Here is a 21,583-nt window from a genome sequence, read left to right as displayed (position 1 = left end):
TGATGAGTTTAATTTATTTACTAGGGGCACTTTTACTAATCATAGGTATGGTTCTAATCACTTTATTTATTAGACCTCTAAGACGCTATGCGGGATATATTTCCCTATTTGCTCCAGTAATTGCTTCTGTTTATTTCTTATCTCAAATTCCTAGTGTACTTCATCAGAAAGTGATTTCTTTTAAACTAGCTTGGATGCCAGCTATCGATTTGAATTTAGATTTAAGACTAGATGGACTTGGATTAATGTTTGCTTTAATTATTTCTATTATAGGGATAGCTGTTTTCTTTTACGCTACTCAATATTTAACGCCTAATGGTGATAACTTACCTAGATTTTTCATATACTTACTTTTATTTATGTTTAGTATGTTAGGTATAGTAATATCTAATAATACCATTCTTATGTATATCTTCTGGGAACTCACAAGTGTTTCATCTTTCTTACTTATTTCGTATTGGTATAGTAATGCAAATAGTCAGCTAGGTGCAATACAGTCATTTATGATTACGGTATTTGGCGGCTTAGCATTATTAACAGGTTTTATTATGTTGTACATAATGACAGGTACGAATACAATTACTGAAATTTTATCGCAAAGTCATCATATTAGTGAGCAACCTTTATTTATTCCAATGATCATTATGATGCTTATTGGAGCTTTCACAAAATCAGCTCAATTTCCATTTCATATTTGGTTACCTAAAGCTATGGCTGCGCCAACCCCTGTAAGTGCCTATCTACATTCAGCAACAATGGTTAAAGCAGGTATATTTTTACTATTTAGATTCACACCTGTATTAGGCTTAAGTAATAGTTATATTTATATTGTTACTTTTGTAGGATTAATCACAATGATGTTTGGATCTCTTACAGCTTTAAGACAATATGATTTGAAAGGAATTCTTGCCTATTCTACAGTTAGTCAACTTGGGATGATTATGACAATGGTTGGTTTAGGTGGAGGTATTGCGCAGCATCCAAGTGGACCAATGGCTAAAATTTACACATTAGTTTTATTTGCAGGGTTGTTCCATGTCATGAATCATGCGTTATTTAAATGTACGTTATTTATGGGCGTAGGTATTATTGATCATGAAGCGGGCACAAGAGATATTAAAAAATTAAATGGTATGAGAAAATTCTTTCCTAAAATGCACGTGAGTATGACGCTTGCAGCATTATCAATGGCGGGAGTACCATTTTTAAATGGTTTTTTAAGTAAAGAAATGTTTTTTGATTCTTTAGTTAAATCTATTGAATTAGAGCAATTTAGTTTAACTTTAACCATCATAATTGTGGCATTAGGCGTGATTGCAAGTATATTCACGTTTGTCTATGCAGTTTACATGCTAAAAGAAACATATTGGGGAGAATTTAATGAAAAAGAAGTTCCTAAAAAGCATATTCATGAGCCGTGGTTGTTCAGTTTACCAGCAATGATCTTTGCTGTGATGCTACCTGTTATCTTCTTTATCCCAAATACCTTTACGCATCCAATTGTTTTACCTGCATTAAGAAATGTCACAAACTTAGGTATCCAAGTTGATAAGATGGCACCACATGTATCCCAGTGGCATGGCATTAATTTACCACTTATTTTTAGTATTATTGTTATTATTTTAGGAATTATTTTAGCAACAAAAGTAAATTGGAAAGTGTTAACGCACCGCTTAATCAAAACAGCATCGATTACAAATTCCTATCGTAAAGCTTATAGCGTATTTGAACATTATGCTGGTTGTAGTATTCGTGGTGTAATGACGAACCGATTAAATTATTACAATGTGATTACGCTTTTAGTGTTTTCACTATTTGTAGCGTATGGCTTTTTAAGAGTAGGGTTTCCTAAACTACATCTAATGCATGTTACTGACTTTGGGCCTTTAGAAGTGCTGCTTGCGATTTCAATTAGTGTTGTTGGTATAGCACTTGTCTTTATAAGACAACGTTTAACGATGGTAATATTAAATGGAATTATTGGCTATTCAGTTGCATTATTTTATTTAATCATGAGGGCACCTGATTTAGCTTTAACACAACTTGTAGTAGAGACGATGACTACAATATTATTCATTGTTAGTTTTTCACGCTTACCAAATATTTCTCGTAAGAAAGCAGATAAGAAAAAAGAAATGATGAAAATTGTTGTAGCATTCATTTTTGCAGGCGCAGTGGTAACACTTGTATTTATGGCACAACAAGGTGATGGTTTAGAAACTATTTCTAAATATTATATGAATGCAAAAGAACTCACAGGTGGTAAAAATATTGTGAATGCCATTTTAGGTGATTTTAGAGCACTTGATACTATGTTTGAAGGCTTGGTATTAATTATTGCTGGTTTAGGTATTTATACATTATTAAATTACAAAGATCGGAGGGGTCAAGATGAAAGAAAATGACGTAGTCTTAAAAACAGTAACTAAAATTGTTGTATTCATTTTACTTACTTTTGGTTTTTACATTTATTTAGCGGGTCATAATAATCCAGGAGGGGGATTTATTGGTGGTCTCGTCTTTAGCTCAGCTTTTATCTTGATGTTTTTAGCTTTCGACGTAAAAAAAGTATTGGATAGTTTACCTATCGACTTTAGAAAATTAATGATTATTGGAGCGCTTATTTCTTTAATCACAGCAATTGCGCCTACCTTTTTTGGCAAATCATTTTTATATCAAAGTGAATTTACACTTCATTTACCAATATTTAATGAAATGCATATTACTACAGTGACGATTTTCGAATTAGGCATAGTACTTTCAGTAGTGGGCGTGATTGTCACAATTATGTTGGCATTGAGTGGGGGTAAATCATGAATCTTATTTTATTACTGATCATAGGATTTCTCGTATTCTTAGCGACATACATGATATTATCTTTAAATTTAATTCGTATTATTGTAGGGATTTCGATTTATACGCATGCGGGTAATTTGATTATTATGAGTATGGGTCATTATAGTGACCACGTAACAGAACCGCTTATTCGTGGTTCAAATACCAACTATGTCGATCCATTATTGCAAGCACTTGTTTTAACTGCAATTGTTATTGGATTTGGTATGACGGCATTCTTACTTGTATTAGTTTATCGAACATACCGTGTTACAAAAGAATCAGAAATTGATGTGCTTAGGGAGGATGAAGATGATGAACAGTAACTTATTAATCCTTCCGATTCTCTTACCACTTCTTTGTGCATTATTACTTGTATTTACGAAGAATAAAAATAGAGTTTCGAAGATTTTATATATTGGAACAATGACGGTTAATACGCTTATTTCGCTAGCTTTATTGATTTATGTGATGAATCATAAACCAATCACTTTAGATTTTGGTGGTTGGAAAGCACCTTTTGGTATTCAATTTTTAGGTGATACTTTAAGTTTACTCATGGTAACAGTTGCTTCTTTTGTAGTGACTTTAATTATGGCGTATGGATTTGGACCTGCTGAAAAACGTGTGAATCGCTATTACTTACCAACATTTATTTTATTTTTAACTACCGGTGTGATTGGTGCTTTTTTAACTTCTGATTTATTTAACCTCTATGTGATGTTCGAAATTATGTTACTTGCATCATTTGTGCTTGTAACATTAGGACAATCAGTAGAACAATTAAGAGCAGCTATTATCTATGTTGTTTTAAATATTATTGGTTCTTGGTTGTTTTTATTAGGTATTGGTTTACTTTACAAATTAGTAGGGACATTAAACTTTTCTCAAGTTGCATTACGCTTAGACGATGTTCACAATAATGAAATGGTAGTTGTCATTGCAATTGTATTTATGATTGCATTTGGTTCAAAAGCATCGTTAGTGTTATTTATGTGGTTACCTAAAGCTTATGCAGTGTTAAATACTGAGCTCGCAGCTTTATTTGCAGCTTTAATGACGAAAGTGGGAGCATATGCTTTAATTCGTTTCTTCACTTTATTATTTGATCAACATCCAAATATTACACACCCAATACTTGTATTTATGTCTTGTATTACAATGATTATTGGTGCTTTTGGAGTCATTGCATTTAAAGACATAAAGAAAATTGCAGCATATCAAGTTATTTTATCAATTGGTTTTATTATTTTAGGCTTAGGATCAAATACATTTGCTGGAATTCATGGTGCTATTTTTTATCTAACAAACGATATTGTAGTAAAAACATTATTATTCTTTATTATTGGTAGTTTAGTTTATATGTCTGGTTATAGAGAATATAAGTATTTATATGGTTTGGCAAAGAGAGAGCCTTTCTTTGGCGTAGCATTTATCGTTATGATTTTCGCGATTGGCGGGGTTCCTCCTTTTAGTGGATTCCCTGGTAAAGTGCTTATTTTCCAAGGTGCGGTTCAAAATGGTAATTATATTGGATTAGCACTCATGATTTTAACAAGTCTTTTAGCAATGTATAGTCTATTTAGAATACTATTTATTATGTACTTTGGAGATGCAGATGGCGAGCAAGTTGATTACAATCCATTGCCTGCTCATCGAAAAGGTATGATTGGCATATTAACTGTAGCTGTAGTAGTTATGGGTCTTGCAGCACCAATTGTTATGAATGTTACTAAAAATGCAACAGAGTTAAATACAAATGATGCTTACTTTCATCACTTAGTTAATCCACATTTAAAGGAGGAGAATAAATGAGACAAATTGTATTGAATATCTTAATTGCTTTTCTATGGGTACTCTTTCAAGACCAAGGTTCTTTTTTATTCTCTACCTTTGTATCTGGCTATCTTATAGGATTAATTGTGATTTATATACTGCACCGATTCTTTGGTCAAGAATTTTATTTAGTAAAAATATGGGTAGCTATTAAGTTTTTAGGTATATATTTGTATCAGTTAATTACTTCAAGTCTTAGTATCATTAAATACATTTTATTTAAAACAAAAGATATGAATCCTGGTCTTCTCACATATGAAACAGAGTTAAAAAGTGATTGGGCCATTACATTTTTAACCATTTTAATTATTATTACGCCTGGATCGACAGTGATTAGAATTTCAAAATTAACCAATAAATTTTTTATTCATAGTATAGACATTTCTGAAAATGAAAAAGCTAATTTGTTAAAAAGTATTAAACAATATGAACGTTTAATTATGGAGGTGTCACGATGATCCAAGCGATGACTAACTTTTTTAGTACAGGAGCTTTAATATTATTTGGTATTGCATTTATTATTGGATTGTTTCGTTTGATTAAAGGTCCTACAACAGCAGACAGAGTCGTAGCATTTGATGCAGCTAGTGCCGTCATTATGTGCATTGTTGGGGTAGTTAGCGTGATTTATGATACTGATGCGTACTTAGATTCAATTATGTTAATTGCGATCATTTCATTTGTAAGCTCTGTATCTATTTCTAGATTTATTGGAGGAGGTCGGGTATTCAATGGAACTCATAAAAAGCGTCACTGAGTTGATTGCGTCTATTCTTATTTTTCTAGGAAGTATTATTGCAGTAATTAGTGCAATAGGCATTGTAAAATTTCAAGATGTTTTTTTACGAAGTCATGCTTCTACGAAAAGCTCAACGCTTTCTGTATTACTTACTTTAATCGGGGTATTAATATACTTTACGACGGCGCAAGGTCTCTTTAGTGTTCGTTTATTATTATCCATTGTCTTTATTAATTTAACATCTGCTGTTGGTATGCACCTTGTTGCTAGAGCAGCTTATCGAACTGGAGCATACATGTATAGAAAAGATGATGCACCAAGACAATCTTCCATTTTATTAAGTTCAAAAGAATTTAATACAACAGATGAGTTAAAAAGTCGTGCTAAAAAAAGAGAAGAACAACGAGAAAAACTGTATTATGATATTAAAAACTATAGAGCTGAAGAAAGAAAACAACATGGTGATAAAAATATTGAAGATTTAGAAGAATAATTGCATATCTTAATAGTTTTTAAGTGAATTATTTTGAAAGTGCAAGTTAGTTAATCTGAATATATTTTAATGATAAAATTGATATTAAATTGAGAGCATAAGAACGGTAGATAATAACTACATACGTTTAAAATAAATAAGATGATAATGTATCTTATATCTCAAATTAAATATGAAATAATGGGGTGAAAGTTTGGAAATATTTGAAACGATTCTCATATTTCTAGCTGTTGTTATTGTAAGCTCCTTTGTTCATACTTTTATTCCTAAAGTACCTCTTGCATTTATTCAAATCATATTAGGAATGATCCTCTTTATATTGCCTGTACCAGTTGAATTCAATTTTGATTCTGAACTCTTTATGCTAGCTACCATTGCACCTTTATTATTTGTTGAAGGTGTTAATGTATCTAGGGTACATTTACGAAGATATATTAAACCTGTCATGTTAATGGCATTAGGTTTAGTAATTACTACCGTCATAGGTGTAGGGTTATTTATTCACTTAGTATGGCCAGATTTACCAATTGGTGCAGCGTTTGCGATTGCCGCAATTCTCTGTCCTACCGATGCTCCGGCAGTGCAAGCTATTACTCAAGGTAAAGTATTACCAAAAGGTGCAATGACGATTTTAGAAGGTGAGTCTTTATTAAATGATGCTGCAGGTATCATTTCATTTAAAATAGCAGTAGGGGTACTTGTTACTGGCGCTTTCTCATTATTTGAAGCGATTCAACAATTCTTAATTGCTTCAATCGGAGGGGCCATTGTAGGATTGTTAATCGGTATATTACTTGTTCGATTCCGTCTAACATTAACACGACGTGGTATTGAAAATATTAATATGTTTGTATTTCTTCAATTGTTAACACCATTTGTAACCTATCTTGTGGCAGAACTATTCCATGCTTCAGGTATTATTGCTGCTGTAGTGGCTGGACTTGTTCATGGTTTTGAACGTGACCGTATTGCTCAAACACGTACACGCCTTCAACTAAGTTATAACCATACGTGGAATATTTTAGGCTATGCGTTAAATGGTTTTGTATTCTCAATACTTGGCTTCTTAGTGCCGGAAGTCATTGTAAAAATTATTAAAAGTGAACCACATAACTTACTTTTCTTAATAGGAATTACTTTATTAGTAGCATTGGCTGTATATGTATTTAGATTTATTTGGGTTTATGTACTATATCCTTTATTTTATCTATCAGTCAGTCCATTCCAAAAATTAATGAATGATGATGGAACAAATACGAAAGAGAAACCCCCTAAACGAAGTATGTATGCGTTAATTATGACTTTTTGTGGTGTTCATGGAACAATTTCACTCGCAATCGCATTAACGTTACCTTACTATTTAGAAAATCATGAGTCATTTAAGTATCGTAATGACTTACTCTTTATTTCTTCAGGTATGGTTATCTTAAGCTTAGTGATTGCACAAATCATTTTACCTTTTGTTACGAAAAATGCACCTCAACCTAAAATAGGAAGTATGAATTTTAAAGAAGCAAGAATTTATATTTTAGAACACGTGATTGATTATTTAAACAAACGTTCCTCATTTGAAACAAGCTATCGATATGGAAATGTTATTAAAGAATATCATGATAAATTAACTTTCCTAAAATCAGTAGAAAAAGATGACGAGAATTCAAAAGAGCTGGAACGTTTACAACGAATTGCTTTTAACGTAGAAACAAAAACGCTTGAAAAATTAGCAGACGAAGGCGAAATTACGGAAAGCATGTTAGAAAACTATATGCGATTTGCTGAACGTACACAAGTTTATAGACAAGCTTCACTCATTCGTCGTATTATTGTTGGAATTAGAGGATTACTTTTGAAACGTCATATTCGTACACGTACAAATGCAGCTTCATCATTAAGTGTTACTGAAAACTTAATGGAACTTTCTAAAATCAATAAAAGAGTCCATTATAATGTTGTAAGCCGACTTGTTAAAGAGGCAAATGAAGATAATAAATTAGAAGTGGGTATGATATGTGATGGATATTTAATGAGAATAGACAACTTATCACCATCTAACTTCTTTAACACACGTTCTGAAGATTCAATTACTAAAATTAAGTTGAATGCTTTAAGAGAGCAACGTCGTATTTTAACTGAACTTATTAGTGATGAAGAGATTACAGAAGCGACAGCTTTAAAATTACGTGAGGCAATTAACTATGATGAAATGGTTATTGTAGACAGTTTAACTGATTAATTTAATAATTCAATAATGATTAATACTAAACCTAAGACAACTCGCTATGTCTTAGGTTTTTTAGTATAAATGGAAGGTTTAAAATTGAAATTTAAGATGTATTCCTCTTATTGTAAGATGATAGAAGACAACCACATTACTCAACCATTCGTGATACAATAAGATGAAACTGTTTATGAGGTGAAATCATGTTAACTGAAGAAAAAGAGGATTATCTCAAAGCAATTCTAACTAATGGTGGTGATAGCGCTTTTGTTTCAAATAAAATACTATCTCAATATTTAGATATAAAACCACCTTCTGTAAGTGAAATGGTAAATCGTTTAGAAAAAGCTGGATTTGTTGAAACTAAACATTATAAAGGGGTAAAACTCTCTAAAGAAGGTCTCTCTCATACACTCGATATTATAAAAAGACATCGTTTATTAGAACAATTTTTAATTGAAGTGTTAAATTATAATTGGGAAGAAGTACATCAAGAAGCGGAAATTTTAGAGCATAAAATTTCTGACTTATTTTTAGAAAGGATAGATAAACTGTTAAATTATCCTGAAACTTGTCCGCATGGAGGAGTTATTCCAAGAAATTATATTTATAAAGAAAAGTATAATGACTCATTACTTGAATATGATGAAGGAGACATAGTAAACATTAAACGTGTTCGCGATAGAACGGATTTACTTGTTTATCTATCCAGTAAGCATATTTCAATTGGAGATAACATTGAAATAGTATCCAAAGATAAAACCAATAAAGTCATGATTATAAATAATAATACAACTATGACGATTCTAAGTTATGATAATGCAATGAATATATTTGTGGAGAAAAATTAAACAAACCGTCATCTATTCAACTTGAATATGATGAGCCGTTTTTAAATCATAAATTTGTATATTAAATATAAAGAGAAACCGTTAATCATAATCCAAAATAGACTATAAAATAATGTTGGTAAATGTGTCAATTCAGCTAAAGTATTACCATCCCAATGTGTTTTTACTCTTTGGAAAGTCAATAATATAATTGTCCAACTAGATTGCAAAACTTCTCCTAATAGGACACCTAAGATAAGATGGCATAGGAGGACTACGATATAAAAAATCATAAATTGATTATTGTCTTGCAATAAAAAATACAATAATGAAATTAAAATGATTAAAACGATAATGGGAGACAATTTTCGAGATGTTAAATTAAGGTAATACACAAATATCAAACTATATAAGATTAAAAATAAGCTTGGATAGTTAAAATGAATGGTCCAAAAACCTATCATTAACATGATTGGTGGCATGACATATCCACCTAATGTCGTAATACATTGTCCAGTAACTGATTTAGATTGTGTTATTGCATAGCCTTGTTGTAACGTTTCTTTACGTTCACTAGGGCGTACAACAATGACAAGATCTTTAGCATGCCCCCCACTTAACTTATTAAATAGAATGTGACCCATTTCATGAGTCAGTACTGGAATATAATTTAAGTAAATATCTAAATATTGACTAAAAGAACAATGTCGATTTTGATGAATAATTATATAAAATATTGCTATAATAATGACTAAATAAATATTTAAGATAACAGTCGTAGTTAAAAATTGTTGCAAATAATCCATAATCAACCTCACGTTAATAGTATGACTTCTATTATAAATCATTAAGATAAACTGGACCTTTAGACTTTAGACGTATTTTTGAATACAATGATAAAAATAATATATGATGAATAAGTTGAGGTTATTATAAATTCATTACAACATATAAAGAGGGTAAGAAAGCAGGGAGTTAACGTAAATGTATAGTTCAAAAAAGAAAAAAAACGATAAAGTAGATATATTAGGCGTACAATTCGATAATGTGACAATGTTGGATATGGTTGAAAATATTAAACATTTTTTTGAAAATAATACAAATGATAACTTGTTTATTGTAACTGCTAATCCTGAAATCGTAGTGTATGCTTCTGAACATGTAACCTATAGAAAGCTTATAAATAGTGCAAGTTATATCATTGCGGATGGTACAGGTGTAGTTAAAGCTTCTAATAGATTAAAACAACCATTAAAGCGACGTGTACCAGGTATTGAACTTATGGAAGAATGTATTAAATTTGCACACGAGCAAAGTCAAAAGGTATACTTGTTAGGATCAAAAAATGAAATTGTTGCGCAAGCACAACATAAATTACAACAGAAATATCCTAATGTTACTTTTGAGTATCATCATGGGTATATTGATCTGTCAGATGAAACTGTAGTGAAAAGAATTCAACGTTTCAATCCTGACTATTTGTTTGTTGGAATGGGCTTTCCAAAACAAGAAGAATGGATTCAAAAAAATGAAAGTAATTTTAAGCATACAGTAATGATGGGGGTAGGTGGCTCGTTAGAAGTGTTTAGTGGTACTAAAAAAAGAGCGCCCCGTCTTTTTAGGAATTTAAATATTGAATGGGTATACCGATTACTTATTGACTGGAAGCGAATAGGTCGTATAAAAAGTATTCCTAAATTTATGTTTAAAGTTTGGAAATTGCAGAATAAGAAGAAAAAATAAAAGAGGATGAGACTTAAGCCTATGAATCGCTTAGGTCTCTACCTCTTTTACTTTACAACAAACCGTTTTTCATCAAGTTGTTGTCTAAATGCTTTTTGATCTTTTTTAGATTTTTTCTTAAAATCTTTTAAAAATTGCTCATATTTAGGTAACACTGTATCTAATTCACCAAATTCTTTTAGCTTTCCACCTTCAATCCAAGCGATTTTAGTACAGAATTCACGCACTTGTCTGATATTATGACTTACAAAGAAAATCGTTTTATTTGCTTCTTTAAACTCATATATTTTATCTAAACATTTTTGAGTAAATGTTTGATCGCCAACAGATAGTGCTTCATCGATAACTAAAATGTCAGGATTAATCGTTACATTGATAGAGAAACCAAGTTTCGCACGCATACCGCTTGAATAGTTTTTAACAGGTTGATAAATGAATTCGCCAAGCTCACTAAATTCAATAACTTGAGGCATAAGTCTTTTAATTTCTTTCTTTTTAAACCCCATACAAAGCATTTTAAATTCAATATTTTCAATGCCCGTCAGTCTCCCATTTAAACCGGCATTAATGGCGATGACACTTACTTCACCATGACGATCTATATTTCCAGAACTTGGAGATAATGAACCACCAATCATATTGCTTAACGTGGATTTTCCTGAACCATTTATACCTACTAAACCAATCACATCACCTTCATAAGCAGTAATAGACACATCATTTAAAGCAAAGAAGGTTTTGTTTTTATTTTTAGGAATTAACGCATCTTTGATACGTTCTTTATTATTGCGATATATTCGATATTCTTTTGTCACATGATTTATGTTAACAGATACGCTCATGATTTTTCCTTTCTTATGATTTATTATATAGATTATAATACATCACTCAATAGTTGTTAAATTTATTAACCTAGTGTAAAGTGTATATGAGATTTTGTATCTTTTTTGTAAACAATATATTAATTTTACTTTCTTTTCTGAATTAAGTCTATCCTAATAAAATTTTCGACGAATAAGTTGCGTAAATATATAATGGATTTATATGAATCATTTTAAACGTTGATTTAGAAATTTTATAATAAAACGATTTTAATCAGTAGTTAAAGAAATTAAAAGCCATTATGAATTTACAATTGAAAGTGTGGTTTATTTCAATGTCGGCAGTAGGAACTGTTTTTAAAGAACATATAAAAAACTTTTATTTAGTGCAACGACTTGCACAATTTCAAATTAAAATAACAAATACAAATAATTACTTAGGTATGGCTTGGGAATTACTTAACCCAGCACTTCAAATTATGGTGTATTGGTTTGTCTTCGGTATGGGAATTCGTAGTAATCAACCGATACATGGCATTCCATTTATTTTATGGTTACTAGTAGGAATTAGCATGTGGTTCTTTGTTAACCAAGGTATTCTTGAAGGTACGAAATCAGTATCTATGAAGTTTAACCAAGTAGCGAAAATGAATTTTCCTTTATCAATTATTCCAACTTATATCGTAACAAGTAAATTTTATGGCCATATTGGCTTATTAGCACTTATTATTGCAATTTGTATGGGAAATGGTATTATGCCGTCTATCCATATTGTACAATTGTTAATTTACGTACCACTAACATTTTTCTTTGTGGCTTCTGTAGCACTTTTTACTTCAACACTTGGAATCATTGTTCGTGACACACAGATGATTATGCAAGCATTACTAAGAATTTTATTCTATATGTCTCCTATTTTATGGATACCAAAAGATACTGGAATTAGTAGCGTAATTAATGACATTATGAAATTTAACCCTGTATACTTTTTAGCTGAGTCTTACCGTGCAGCAATTTTATTCCATCAATGGTACTTTATTGAACATTGGAGATTACTTCTTTATAATATTATTATTATTTTAGTATTCTTTGTATTAGGGTCTATATTACATCGTAGATATCGAGATCATTTTGCAGATTTCTTATAAAATGTGTGCTAGATAAATCAATACTTACATTTATTAGTAGAGAGCCTGAAATGTATTAGATTGCATTTCAAGCTCTTTAGTATATATATCATGAATAAATATAAAATATCGACGATGTCGATAGAGATGTATGTGAAAAGGATAAGGAGTAGAGACAAAATCAATGTATTTCTGTCCTACTCTTTCTTTATAAATTATTTTATTAACGAGTAAGGGGATTAAATGATGACAAGAGTAGTGATAAAAAATATTTATATGACACTTATTACTATCGTAAACCAAATTTTTAGATTTAAACGACTAAAATCGAATCATATTGCGATTTTAATGACATTTCCCGAAGACGTTATGCCAATAATTGAGCAATTAAATCAGAAAGGTTATGAATTAACAGTCATTGCTAAAGAAAAAGAATGGGCTAAGCTAAAGCAATTTAAAAATGTATCTTTTGTTCCTGCAGGAAATAATCATATAGTGAGACATATCAAGACGATAAGTACAGCAAAAGTGATTGTGATTGATACATATTATCTTATGCTCGGAGGGTATCATAAGAAAAAAGGACAGACCATCATCCAAACATGGCATGCTTCAGGTGCTTTAAAAAATTTTGGTTTAACGGATCATCAAGTAGATTTAAATAATAAAAAAATGGTTCAACAATATAAAAGCGTTTATAAGGCTACTGATTATTATTTAGTCGGTGGAGAAGAGATGAGTAAATGTTTTGAAAGTGCTTTTGACGCTAAGCGCACTCAAATGCTTAAGTTGGGTCTACCTCGATTAACCAAATATTTTAAACTAGACCTTAAGACGGAGCAAAAAAAGTTAAAAAAATATTATAATATTCCTAATAAATTAGCATTATATGTGCCTACTTATCGTGAAAATCAAATGGATAATCGTCAAATTGATAAAGTATATTTTGAAAAGCAATTACCCAACTATACTCTCATTAATCAACTTCATCCATCAATCCCTAATAGTGAGCATATTGCGCCAACATCAGAACTAATAATGATGGCTGATATTATTATTAGTGATTATAGCTCTCTACCAATAGAAGCTAGTTTACTCAATAAGCCTACATTATTTTATGTATTTGACGAAGAAGAGTATGAAGAGGTACGTGGATTGAATCAATTTTATCGCGATATTCCAACATTTTATAAAGTGAAACATATAGATGAATTAGTGACTAAGATTAAATATAATGAAAAAGAAATAAAACCATTATTTAAACATTGGCATAAATATAATAGTGAAAAAAGCTTAGAAAACGTATTGAAATTTATTGAAAAGTTGGTGAAAGAATGAAATTAGCGGTTATTATTCCAGTATACAATGCTGAAAATACAATTCGAAAAGCAGTTAAATCGATTGATACAACACATGACGTAGAAATTATTTGTATTAACGATGGATCAACAGATCGTACAAAACAAGTGTTAACTGAATTGCAAAAAGAAGTTAAACATCTCATTGTTTATCATCAAGACAATCAAGGAGCGGCAAAAAGTAGAAATATGGGCCTTTCTGCAATGTCAGATGATATCGATGCGTTTATGTTCTTAGATGCAGATGATCAATTTTTACCTGGAAAAATGGATCAAATGATTCAATATTATGAAAAAAATGAGCATCTAGATATTGTGATTGGGCAAATCGGTAGAGGATTGAATGGCGACTGGAAAGTTATTCCAACACACGAAGATATTCATCGTGAAGCAATAGTTTCTTTAGCAGAAGCGCCAGAAATACTTCAATCTATTGGACCAGGTGGCAAGTTATTCAAAGCTAAATTTAATACACTAAGATTCGATGAAGATGTAGTATTTTGTGAAGAACATACATTTGTCACTCGTGCTTATTTAATGGCAAGGGATATCCAACTAGTTCCTTTTATAGTATATGGATACAATGATCGAGAAGGTTCTATTACAGATCAACGTGCAGATACGTTTATATCTTACTTAGAAGATGCTAGAAAAGTTCGATGTGAAGTCATGGATATGTTATTACTTGTCAACGAAAAAGCATATTATAGTTATCGAATGGATGACTTAATTGTCAGCTATCTCATTCAAGCATATTTAATAAAATACAGTAAAGTGACACTTCAAATTATAGACAAAATCACTCAATATATCAGAGATATGCAACATACAAATTATTCTGGAGAAGCGTTGTTTAGAATAGTACAAGCCGTAGAGCAAAGTGCGACACATTGGACACGTGAGACATATGAGTTATGGAGACATACACTTATTGATGTAGGAATTGGGCGACCTGGTTTTTTACGTTTTCAAGCACAAGTAATGCCTAAAAAATTAGCATTCAGTGGAAAGCAATCATTGAAACGTATGATGAATAAGTAAATGAGAAAGGGTCAGATCAATATAAAATTAATGGTATGTTAAATATATTTATGCTAAATTAAGATTATTAATTAATGTTAAATATTTGTAAAGGAGAAAGGAAATATGAGAAGAGTCATTACATATGGTACATATGATTTATTACATTATGGTCATATAGAATTACTAAGAAGAGCTCGTGAAATGGGCGATTATTTAATTGTAGCTTTATCAACAGATGAATTTAACCAAATTAAAAATAAAAAATCTTATTATGATTTTGAACAACGAAAAATGATGTTAGAATCTATTCGTTACGTTGATTTAGTGATTCCAGAAGATGGATGGGGTCAAAAAGAAACAGACGTTGATCGTTATGATGTTGATGTGTTTGTTATGGGTCATGACTGGGAAGGTCAATTTGACTTCCTAAAAGACAAATGTGAAGTTGTATACCTCAAACGCACGGAGGGTATTTCAACAACTAAAATTAAACAAGAGCTATACGGAAAAGATGCAAAATAATAATGTATTGAAGGCATATATAGACGCCTTAGAAGTTTAGCTATGTCTCAATCATTGATTAAATCAAGTAGATAACAATAATTTGTTTGATTTGACTCATCCTTTTGGGAGTGAACAGTGAATTCAAAACGAATTCTAGGGCACTCCTATTTTTATGTAATAAAACATTTTAAATAAAATGCTATACTAAGAACAATCAATCAAATTACCAGTTAAAATACATTTAAATTAGGATAAACACTAAATATAATATCAAAAATACAAATATAAATTGATGATTAAAGAGGTTTATTTATGAAACAACACAATCCATTATTTTTTCTATTTAAACGATTGTCTTGGCCTTATGGTTTAATAATAACTGCTGTTATCATTTCTTCGTTAGGAAGTCTTAGCGGATTATTGATTCCACTGTTTACAGGTCGCTTAGTAGATAAATTTTCTACTAATAATATTAATTGGAATATTGTCGTTCTATTTGCAAGTATATTTATCATTAATGCATTACTTAGCGGTTTAGGTATTTACCTCTTAAGTAAAATTGGAGAAAAAATGATTTATGGTATTCGTTCATTATTGTGGGAGCACATGATTAAACTGAAAATGCCATTTTTTGACAAAAATGAAAGTGGTCAGTTGATGAGTCGTTTAACTGATGATACTAAGGTCATTAACGATTTTATCTCTCAAAAATTACCACAATTACTACCAGCTATTATCACATTGATTGGTTCTATTATTATGCTGTTTATTATGGACTGGCAAATGACTTTACTGACTTTCATAGCTATTCCAATATTTATGGGTATTATGATTCCACTTGGAAGACGTATGCAAAAAATTTCAAAACATACCCAAGCAGAAATTGCCAATTTTAGTGGGTTATTAGGTCGTGTATTGACAGAAATGCGTTTAGTAAAAATTTCTAATACTGAACAAAAAGAATTAAATAATGCACATTATAACTTAAATGAAATATATAAATTAGGTTTAAGACAAGCAAAAATAGTAGCGATTATTCAACCTATTTCAAGTGTAATTATGTTATTAATGATAGCCATTATTTTAGGATTTGGTGCCATTAGAATTGCTACAGGTGCTATTACAGCAGGTGCTTTAATAGCTATGATTTTTTATGTGATGCAGTTATCTATGCCGCTTATGAACTTATCTACACTCGTTACTGATTACAAAAAAGCTGTAGGTGCAAGTCAACGTATTTATGAAATTATGCAAGAACCCGTTGAACCGATGGAACAGTTAAAACCCATTGCTAATATCAACATTGAGAATGGAGCACTTGAATTTAATAACGTAGAATTTAAATATGATGTAAAAACGATTCTTGATCATGTATCATTTCGTATACCTCAGGGTGACATTAGTGCTTTTGTTGGTCCTTCAGGTTCTGGGAAAAGTACTATTTTTAATTTAATTGAACGTATGTATGATATCGATAATGGTGATATTACATATGGCAATGAAAGTATTTATGATATTCCAATTACAAATTGGCGTAGCAAAATTGGATATGTGATGCAGTCAAACTCTATGATGACAGGAACAATTCGAGATAATATCTTATATGGTATTAACCGTAATGTCTCTGATGAAGAACTAATTAAATATGCAAAACTAGCAAACTGTCATGACTTTATTATGCAATTTGATGAAGGATACGATACATTAGTGGGCGAACGTGGATTAAAACTGTCCGGGGGGCAACGACAACGTATTGATATCGCTAGAAGTTTTGTGAAAAATCCAGACATATTGTTACTTGATGAAGCTACTGCAAATCTTGATAGTGAAAGTGAACAAAAAATTCAAGAAGCTTTAGAAGTATTGATGAAAGGTAGAACAACAATAGTGATTGCACACCGTCTGTCTACGATTAAAAAGGCAGGTCAAATTATTTTTATTGATCAAGGACGTGTGACAGGTGAAGGTACACATGACGAATTAATGAAATATCATGAGAAATATCATCAATTTGTGACTACACAAAATTTAAATAAATAATGGATGTCGAACATCCAAATATCACGATGATAAAGTAATCTATAATTTTACAGTGTAGATGAAAAAATCTTAGACTGATAAGATATAGTTAGTACACAAACACATTGCTTAAAAATTAATTGAATAAACATAAATAAAATTGGAGAGAATGATATTGAATAAACTATCAATAATTATTACATATTTTAATAGTGAAGAATATATTGAAGATTGTATTAATAGCTTAAAAACTCAAAGGAATCAAGATTTTGAGATCATTATTGTAGATGATGGTTCTACGGATCATTCAACACAAATCTTAAATAAAACGTTAGCATCTTATGATAAAGATGTGACGTTTATTCAACTTGAAACAAATACTGGTCATGCACATGCTAGAAATATCGCTTTAGACTTAGCAAAAGGTCAATACGTGATGTTTTTAGATGCGGATGATCAATTAGCCTCATATGCTATTGAATATTATTTAAATCATATTAATGGTTTAGATACATTAATTGCACCGGTACACAAATTTACAATGCAACGTCCTCAATATGTAGATAAAGATAAGATACGTTTGCAGTATCGATCACATCATTCATATCCTAATTCAATTTTACGAAAAGAAACTGCATGTAATATTTTATTTAGAAATGCAATTATTAAAGCACATGACATTAAATTTAATGAAGATTTAAGCATTTTTATTGATAATTCATTTGTATTAGATTATCTGAAATATGCTGAACATTTTGTTAGAATTGTTAATTTTCCGTTTTATTATCGTGGTGAAGTATATGATCCATTTAATGGTAATACATTAAGTGATCAAGATTTTATTGATAAATTTGAAGACTATACAAATAGTTTCTTTGATGCTATACAAAGAACTACAAATAAAGAAGTTAAGAAATTTTTAGTCCAAAGAATGAAAAATGAAATTAAAAAAGGTTTTGATCCTTCGCTTAGAGATATTAAAGCAAGATATATTGCTTTAGAACACACTCTAGTTAAAGTAGTAAAAGCACTAAAATGGAATATCATTAAAGATGGTAAGTTGTTATATAATCTTGAAATCATGTTTTTATCTATGGATGACATTGAGAATGCAAGATATGTGAATGAATTACGTAAAAAAACACGTTTATTTAAAAGTATTCTAACAAACAATAAAATGAAAGAACGTGCTAAATATCAACTTACTGATAATGAAAATATGGTAGATCCACATACGATTATATTTGAGTCATTTGGTGGTAAAAATTACAGTGATAGTCCAAAGTATATATATGAATATATGCAACAACACTATCCACAATATAAATATATTTGGGTCTTTTCTAAGCCTAATAACAATATTATTCCTGGAAATGCAACTAAAGTGAAAAAAGGATCCAAAGAATATTATGAGGCTTATGCTAAAGCGAAATACTGGATTTCGAATGCTCGATTACCATTGTATTTAAATAAAAAAGAGAATCAAATGTATATTCAAACTTGGCACGGTACACCGTTAAAACGTTTAGCAAATGATATGAAAGTGGTAAGAATGCCAGGAACAACAACAGCAAATTATAAAAAGAATTTTTATACAGAAGCATCTCGTTGGAATTATTTAGTATCTCCAAACCGTTATTCTACGGATATCTTTAAGTCTGCTTTTTGGATGAATGAAGAAAGAATTTGGGAAATTGGCTATCCAAGAAATGATGTATTAGTTACAAGACAAAATGATACTGAGTATATAGAACAAATTAAAAAAGATTTAAATTTACCAAAAGATAAAAAAGTCATTATGTATGCGCCAACTTGGAGAGATGATGAATTCGTTAAAAAAGGTCAATATTTATTTGATTTGAAAATAAATTTAGCTAATTTAAAAGAGCAAATTGGAGATGACTATGTCATTTTACTAAGAATGCATTATCTTATTGCAAATGCATTAGATCTAACTGGATACGATGACTTTGCTATTGATGTTTCAAATTATAATGATATTTCAGAATTATATTTAATATCTGATGCGCTTATTACTGACTACTCGTCAGTGATGTTTGATTATGGTATTTTAAAACGTCCTCAATTTTTCTTTGCTTATGATATCGAAAAATACGATAAAGGTCTTCGTGGCTTCTATATGAATTATATGGAAGATTTACCAGGAGAAATTATTACAGATGAATTTAAACTTGCTGAAGAATTAAAACATTTAGATACACATAAAGAAAAATATAAAGATAAAATTGAAGCGTTCTATAATGATTTTTGTTCAATTGAAAAAGGTCAATCTTCTAAATTTATAGCAGACTATATTCATAATGATATTCATGAAAATGAATCATAAAATCAAATGACATAAAGAATGGGAAAAATTTACTTTGAATTCGTTTTCCCATTCTTTTTCTATATAACCGTATTAAGTTTAAATGGTATTTATGATAAATAACATCAAAAAAGAAAAATAGACAATTATTTTATTAAATATGTTATTTTAACGAACATTTTCTCGTGGTATAATGTTAAATGTATTTTTTACAGAACATTAGTTGTTATTTTATGAAAATAGTACGGTTCTATTTAAGGGTAATGTGATACATATTAATTTTAAAATGTGGGTAGGTGTCTTATGTTTTTACTAATAAATATCATTGGATTACTTGTGTTTTTAGGAATAGCAGTTTTATTTTCTAGAGATCGCAAACATATTCAATGGAAGTCTATATTAATCTTAGTTCTTTTAAATGTATTCTTAGCATGGTTCTTTGTATATTTCCAAATTGGAAGATCGATTGTTGAAGGTTTAGCAGCTGCCATTGCTTGGGTTATTCAATCAGCTCATACTGGAACAGGTTTTGCATTCAGTAGTTTTACAAGTGGTAAACAAATGGATATGGCAGTGAGTGCATTATTTCCAATTTTATTAGTTGTTCCACTATTTGATATTCTTATGTATTTTAATATTCTTCCTAAAATTATCGGAGGAATTGGTTTTGTACTTGCGAAAATTACACGTCAACCTAAATTTGAATCATTCTTTGGTATCGAAATGATGTTTTTAGGAAATACAGAGGCGCTTGCAGTCTCTAATGAACAACTTAAGCGTATGAACGAAATGCGTGTATTAACAGTTGCAATGATGTCAATGAGTTCTATTTCTGGAGCTATTGTAGGTGCCTATGTTCAAATGATTCCTGGTGAATTAGTGTTAACGGCGATTCCTTTAAATATTATTAATGCAATTATTGTCGCTTCTATTTTAAATCCTGTCACTGTTGAAGAAAAAGAAGATATTATCTATAGCATTAATAATGATGAAAAAATTGAACGTCAACCTTTCTTCTCATTTTTAGGAGATTCAGTATTAAATGCAGGTAAATTAGTATTAATTATTATCGCTTTTGTTATTAGTTTTGTCGCGTTGGCTGATTTTTTAGATCGTTTTATTAATTTGATTACTGGATTAGTAGGCAGTTGGATGGGTATGAAAGGTAGTTTTGGTTTAAACCAAATCTTAGGCGTTTTTATGTATCCATTTGCTTTATTGCTTGGCTTACCATGGGGTGAGGCATGGATAGTGGCACAACAGATGTCCAAAAAAATCGTTACAAACGAATTTGTAGTTATGGGTGAAATTACAAAAGTAATTGACACATATAGCGCACATCGTCGTGCAGTGATATCAACATTCTTAGTTTCATTTGCAAACTTCTCTACAATTGGGATGATTGTTGGTACATTAAAGGGTATAGTTGATAAGAAAACATCAGATTTTGTTTCAAAATATGTACCGATGATGTTATTATCAGGTATTTTAGTTTCACTACTTACTGCAGCATTTGTTGGTTTATTTGCATGGTAAGGTATTAAAATTTAAATCATTTTATAGTCAACCATTAGGAGTGAACATTGAATTCGAAAAGAATTCTATGTCACTCCTATTTTTATTATTCATTTTATTGCATGATAAAAACCAAGCATGCAAAGTGAGGAGACACTTTATATACTTGGTTTTTATGGGAAATGAATATTAATGT

19 protein-coding genes are annotated in these 21,583 nt (G+C 30.3%); 17 read left to right on the top strand and 2 right to left on the bottom strand.

Going from position 1 to position 21,583, the window contains the following annotated elements; genetic code table 11:
- The first annotated feature begins 2 nt into the window (after nt 1-2).
- The 9 genes from MHI13_RS09935 (at nt 3) to MHI13_RS09895 (ending at nt 8,972) form a co-directional block, all read left to right on the top strand.
- Nucleotides 3-2,405: a DUF4040 family protein gene (locus MHI13_RS09935; protein ID WP_054105302.1), complete on the top strand. Its 2,403-nt coding sequence runs from the start codon at nt 3-5 to the stop codon at nt 2,403-2,405.
- Complete coding sequence (gene mnhB2 / locus MHI13_RS09930; protein ID WP_002455676.1) at nt 2,392-2,817, top strand: Na+/H+ antiporter Mnh2 subunit B; 426 nt, start codon at nt 2,392-2,394, stop codon at nt 2,815-2,817. Before MHI13_RS09935 ends, mnhB2 begins: the two co-directional genes overlap by 14 nt.
- Entirely contained in the window at nt 2,814-3,161 is a 348-nt protein-coding gene (gene mnhC2, locus MHI13_RS09925) for a Na+/H+ antiporter Mnh2 subunit C (RefSeq protein ID WP_002448875.1), read from the top strand. The genes mnhB2 and mnhC2 overlap by 4 nt, the downstream gene beginning before the upstream one ends.
- Nucleotides 3,151-4,650: a Na+/H+ antiporter Mnh2 subunit D gene (gene mnhD2 / locus MHI13_RS09920; RefSeq protein WP_054105490.1), complete on the top strand. Its 1,500-nt coding sequence runs from the start codon at nt 3,151-3,153 to the stop codon at nt 4,648-4,650. Before mnhC2 ends, mnhD2 begins: the two co-directional genes overlap by 11 nt.
- Nucleotides 4,647-5,129, top strand: coding sequence for a Na+/H+ antiporter Mnh2 subunit E (gene mnhE2 / locus MHI13_RS09915; protein ID WP_017176023.1), 483 nt, complete (start codon nt 4,647-4,649; stop codon nt 5,127-5,129). Before mnhD2 ends, mnhE2 begins: the two co-directional genes overlap by 4 nt.
- Nucleotides 5,126-5,428 carry a Na+/H+ antiporter Mnh2 subunit F gene (gene mnhF2 / locus MHI13_RS09910; RefSeq protein ID WP_017176022.1) on the top strand — a complete coding sequence of 101 codons (303 nt, stop codon included), beginning with the start codon at nt 5,126-5,128 and terminating at the stop codon, nt 5,426-5,428. Before mnhE2 ends, mnhF2 begins: the two co-directional genes overlap by 4 nt.
- Nucleotides 5,403-5,903, top strand: a complete 501-nt coding sequence (locus MHI13_RS09905; protein ID WP_017176021.1) for a Na+/H+ antiporter subunit G — start codon at nt 5,403-5,405, stop codon at nt 5,901-5,903. Before mnhF2 ends, MHI13_RS09905 begins: the two co-directional genes overlap by 26 nt.
- Nucleotides 5,904-6,096: 193 nt before the next feature.
- Nucleotides 6,097-8,136: a cation:proton antiporter gene (locus MHI13_RS09900; protein ID WP_061544188.1), complete on the top strand. Its 2,040-nt coding sequence runs from the start codon at nt 6,097-6,099 to the stop codon at nt 8,134-8,136.
- A 188-nt stretch (nt 8,137-8,324) separates the two neighbouring features.
- Nucleotides 8,325-8,972: a metal-dependent transcriptional regulator gene (locus MHI13_RS09895; RefSeq protein WP_049382098.1), complete on the top strand. Its 648-nt coding sequence runs from the start codon at nt 8,325-8,327 to the stop codon at nt 8,970-8,972.
- 41 nt (nt 8,973-9,013) lie between these two features.
- Here MHI13_RS09895 and MHI13_RS09890 read toward each other — a convergent pair whose 3' ends face one another.
- Nucleotides 9,014-9,757 (bottom strand): M50 family metallopeptidase, encoded by a 744-nt coding sequence (locus tag MHI13_RS09890; protein WP_017176018.1) that lies wholly within the window; start codon nt 9,755-9,757, stop codon nt 9,014-9,016.
- 178 nt (nt 9,758-9,935) lie between these two features.
- On the opposite strand from MHI13_RS09890, the gene tarA reads away from it, so the two are divergent.
- On the top strand, nt 9,936-10,694 hold the full coding sequence (tarA, locus tag MHI13_RS09885) for an N-acetylglucosaminyldiphosphoundecaprenol N-acetyl-beta-D-mannosaminyltransferase TarA (protein WP_017176017.1): 759 nt from the start codon (nt 9,936-9,938) through the stop codon (nt 10,692-10,694).
- Between the two features lie 47 nt (nt 10,695-10,741).
- Here the strand turns inward: tarA and tagH are convergent, their stop codons facing one another.
- Nucleotides 10,742-11,536, bottom strand: a complete 795-nt coding sequence (tagH, locus tag MHI13_RS09880) for a teichoic acids export ABC transporter ATP-binding subunit TagH (protein ID WP_017176016.1) — start codon at nt 11,534-11,536, stop codon at nt 10,742-10,744.
- Between the two features lie 314 nt (nt 11,537-11,850).
- On the opposite strand from tagH, the gene MHI13_RS09875 reads away from it, so the two are divergent.
- The 7 genes from MHI13_RS09875 to MHI13_RS09845 all read left to right on the top strand — a co-directional run bounded on the left by MHI13_RS09875 (nt 11,851) and on the right by MHI13_RS09845 (nt 21,408).
- Nucleotides 11,851-12,663: an ABC transporter permease gene (locus tag MHI13_RS09875; RefSeq protein WP_017176015.1), complete on the top strand. Its 813-nt coding sequence runs from the start codon at nt 11,851-11,853 to the stop codon at nt 12,661-12,663.
- Between the two features lie 222 nt (nt 12,664-12,885).
- On the top strand, nt 12,886-13,980 hold the full coding sequence (tarB, locus tag MHI13_RS09870; RefSeq protein WP_049382099.1) for a teichoic acid glycerol-phosphate primase TarB: 1,095 nt from the start codon (nt 12,886-12,888) through the stop codon (nt 13,978-13,980).
- Nucleotides 13,977-15,041: a glycosyltransferase family 2 protein gene (locus MHI13_RS09865; protein WP_054105303.1), complete on the top strand. Its 1,065-nt coding sequence runs from the start codon at nt 13,977-13,979 to the stop codon at nt 15,039-15,041. Before tarB ends, MHI13_RS09865 begins: the two co-directional genes overlap by 4 nt.
- A gap of 105 nt (nt 15,042-15,146) precedes the next feature.
- Entirely contained in the window at nt 15,147-15,545 is a 399-nt protein-coding gene (gene tagD, locus MHI13_RS09860) for a glycerol-3-phosphate cytidylyltransferase (RefSeq protein ID WP_017176012.1), read from the top strand.
- Nucleotides 15,546-15,839: 294 nt separating this feature from the next.
- Nucleotides 15,840-17,567 carry an ABC transporter ATP-binding protein gene (locus tag MHI13_RS09855; RefSeq protein WP_019834902.1) on the top strand — a complete coding sequence of 576 codons (1,728 nt, stop codon included), beginning with the start codon at nt 15,840-15,842 and terminating at the stop codon, nt 17,565-17,567.
- 154 nt (nt 17,568-17,721) lie between these two features.
- Entirely contained in the window at nt 17,722-19,893 is a 2,172-nt protein-coding gene (locus MHI13_RS09850) for a bifunctional glycosyltransferase/CDP-glycerol:glycerophosphate glycerophosphotransferase (RefSeq protein ID WP_079118803.1), read from the top strand.
- 282 nt (nt 19,894-20,175) lie between these two features.
- Nucleotides 20,176-21,408 (top strand): NupC/NupG family nucleoside CNT transporter, encoded by a 1,233-nt coding sequence (locus MHI13_RS09845; protein WP_017176009.1) that lies wholly within the window; start codon nt 20,176-20,178, stop codon nt 21,406-21,408.
- The last annotated feature ends 175 nt before the right edge of the window (nt 21,409-21,583 follow it).

It is taken from the genome of Staphylococcus sp. FSL K6-0223 (assembly GCF_038008285.1).
The sequence above is the reverse complement of the archived record's forward strand: the minus strand, read 5'-3'. Positions and strand labels throughout refer to the sequence as shown.

Coding starts and splice junctions, on each gene's coding strand:
- MHI13_RS09935 (WP_054105302.1), top strand. CDS start 3: ATGAGTTTAATTTATTTACTAGGGGCACTTTTACTAATCATAGGTATG.
- mnhB2 (WP_002455676.1), top strand. CDS start 2,392: ATGAAAGAAAATGACGTAGTCTTAAAAACAGTAACTAAAATTGTTGTA.
- mnhC2 (WP_002448875.1), top strand. CDS start 2,814: ATGAATCTTATTTTATTACTGATCATAGGATTTCTCGTATTCTTAGCG.
- mnhD2 (WP_054105490.1), top strand. CDS start 3,151: ATGAACAGTAACTTATTAATCCTTCCGATTCTCTTACCACTTCTTTGT.
- mnhE2 (WP_017176023.1), top strand. CDS start 4,647: ATGAGACAAATTGTATTGAATATCTTAATTGCTTTTCTATGGGTACTC.
- mnhF2 (WP_017176022.1), top strand. CDS start 5,126: ATGATCCAAGCGATGACTAACTTTTTTAGTACAGGAGCTTTAATATTA.
- MHI13_RS09905 (WP_017176021.1), top strand. CDS start 5,403: ATGGAACTCATAAAAAGCGTCACTGAGTTGATTGCGTCTATTCTTATT.
- MHI13_RS09895 (WP_049382098.1), top strand. CDS start 8,325: ATGTTAACTGAAGAAAAAGAGGATTATCTCAAAGCAATTCTAACTAAT.
- MHI13_RS09890 (WP_017176018.1), bottom strand. CDS start 9,757: ATGGATTATTTGCAACAATTTTTAACTACGACTGTTATCTTAAATATT.
- tarA (WP_017176017.1), top strand. CDS start 9,936: ATGTATAGTTCAAAAAAGAAAAAAAACGATAAAGTAGATATATTAGGC.
- tagH (WP_017176016.1), bottom strand. CDS start 11,536: ATGAGCGTATCTGTTAACATAAATCATGTGACAAAAGAATATCGAATA.
- MHI13_RS09875 (WP_017176015.1), top strand. CDS start 11,851: ATGTCGGCAGTAGGAACTGTTTTTAAAGAACATATAAAAAACTTTTAT.
- tarB (WP_049382099.1), top strand. CDS start 12,886: ATGATGACAAGAGTAGTGATAAAAAATATTTATATGACACTTATTACT.
- MHI13_RS09865 (WP_054105303.1), top strand. CDS start 13,977: ATGAAATTAGCGGTTATTATTCCAGTATACAATGCTGAAAATACAATT.
- tagD (WP_017176012.1), top strand. CDS start 15,147: ATGAGAAGAGTCATTACATATGGTACATATGATTTATTACATTATGGT.
- MHI13_RS09855 (WP_019834902.1), top strand. CDS start 15,840: ATGAAACAACACAATCCATTATTTTTTCTATTTAAACGATTGTCTTGG.
- MHI13_RS09845 (WP_017176009.1), top strand. CDS start 20,176: ATGTTTTTACTAATAAATATCATTGGATTACTTGTGTTTTTAGGAATA.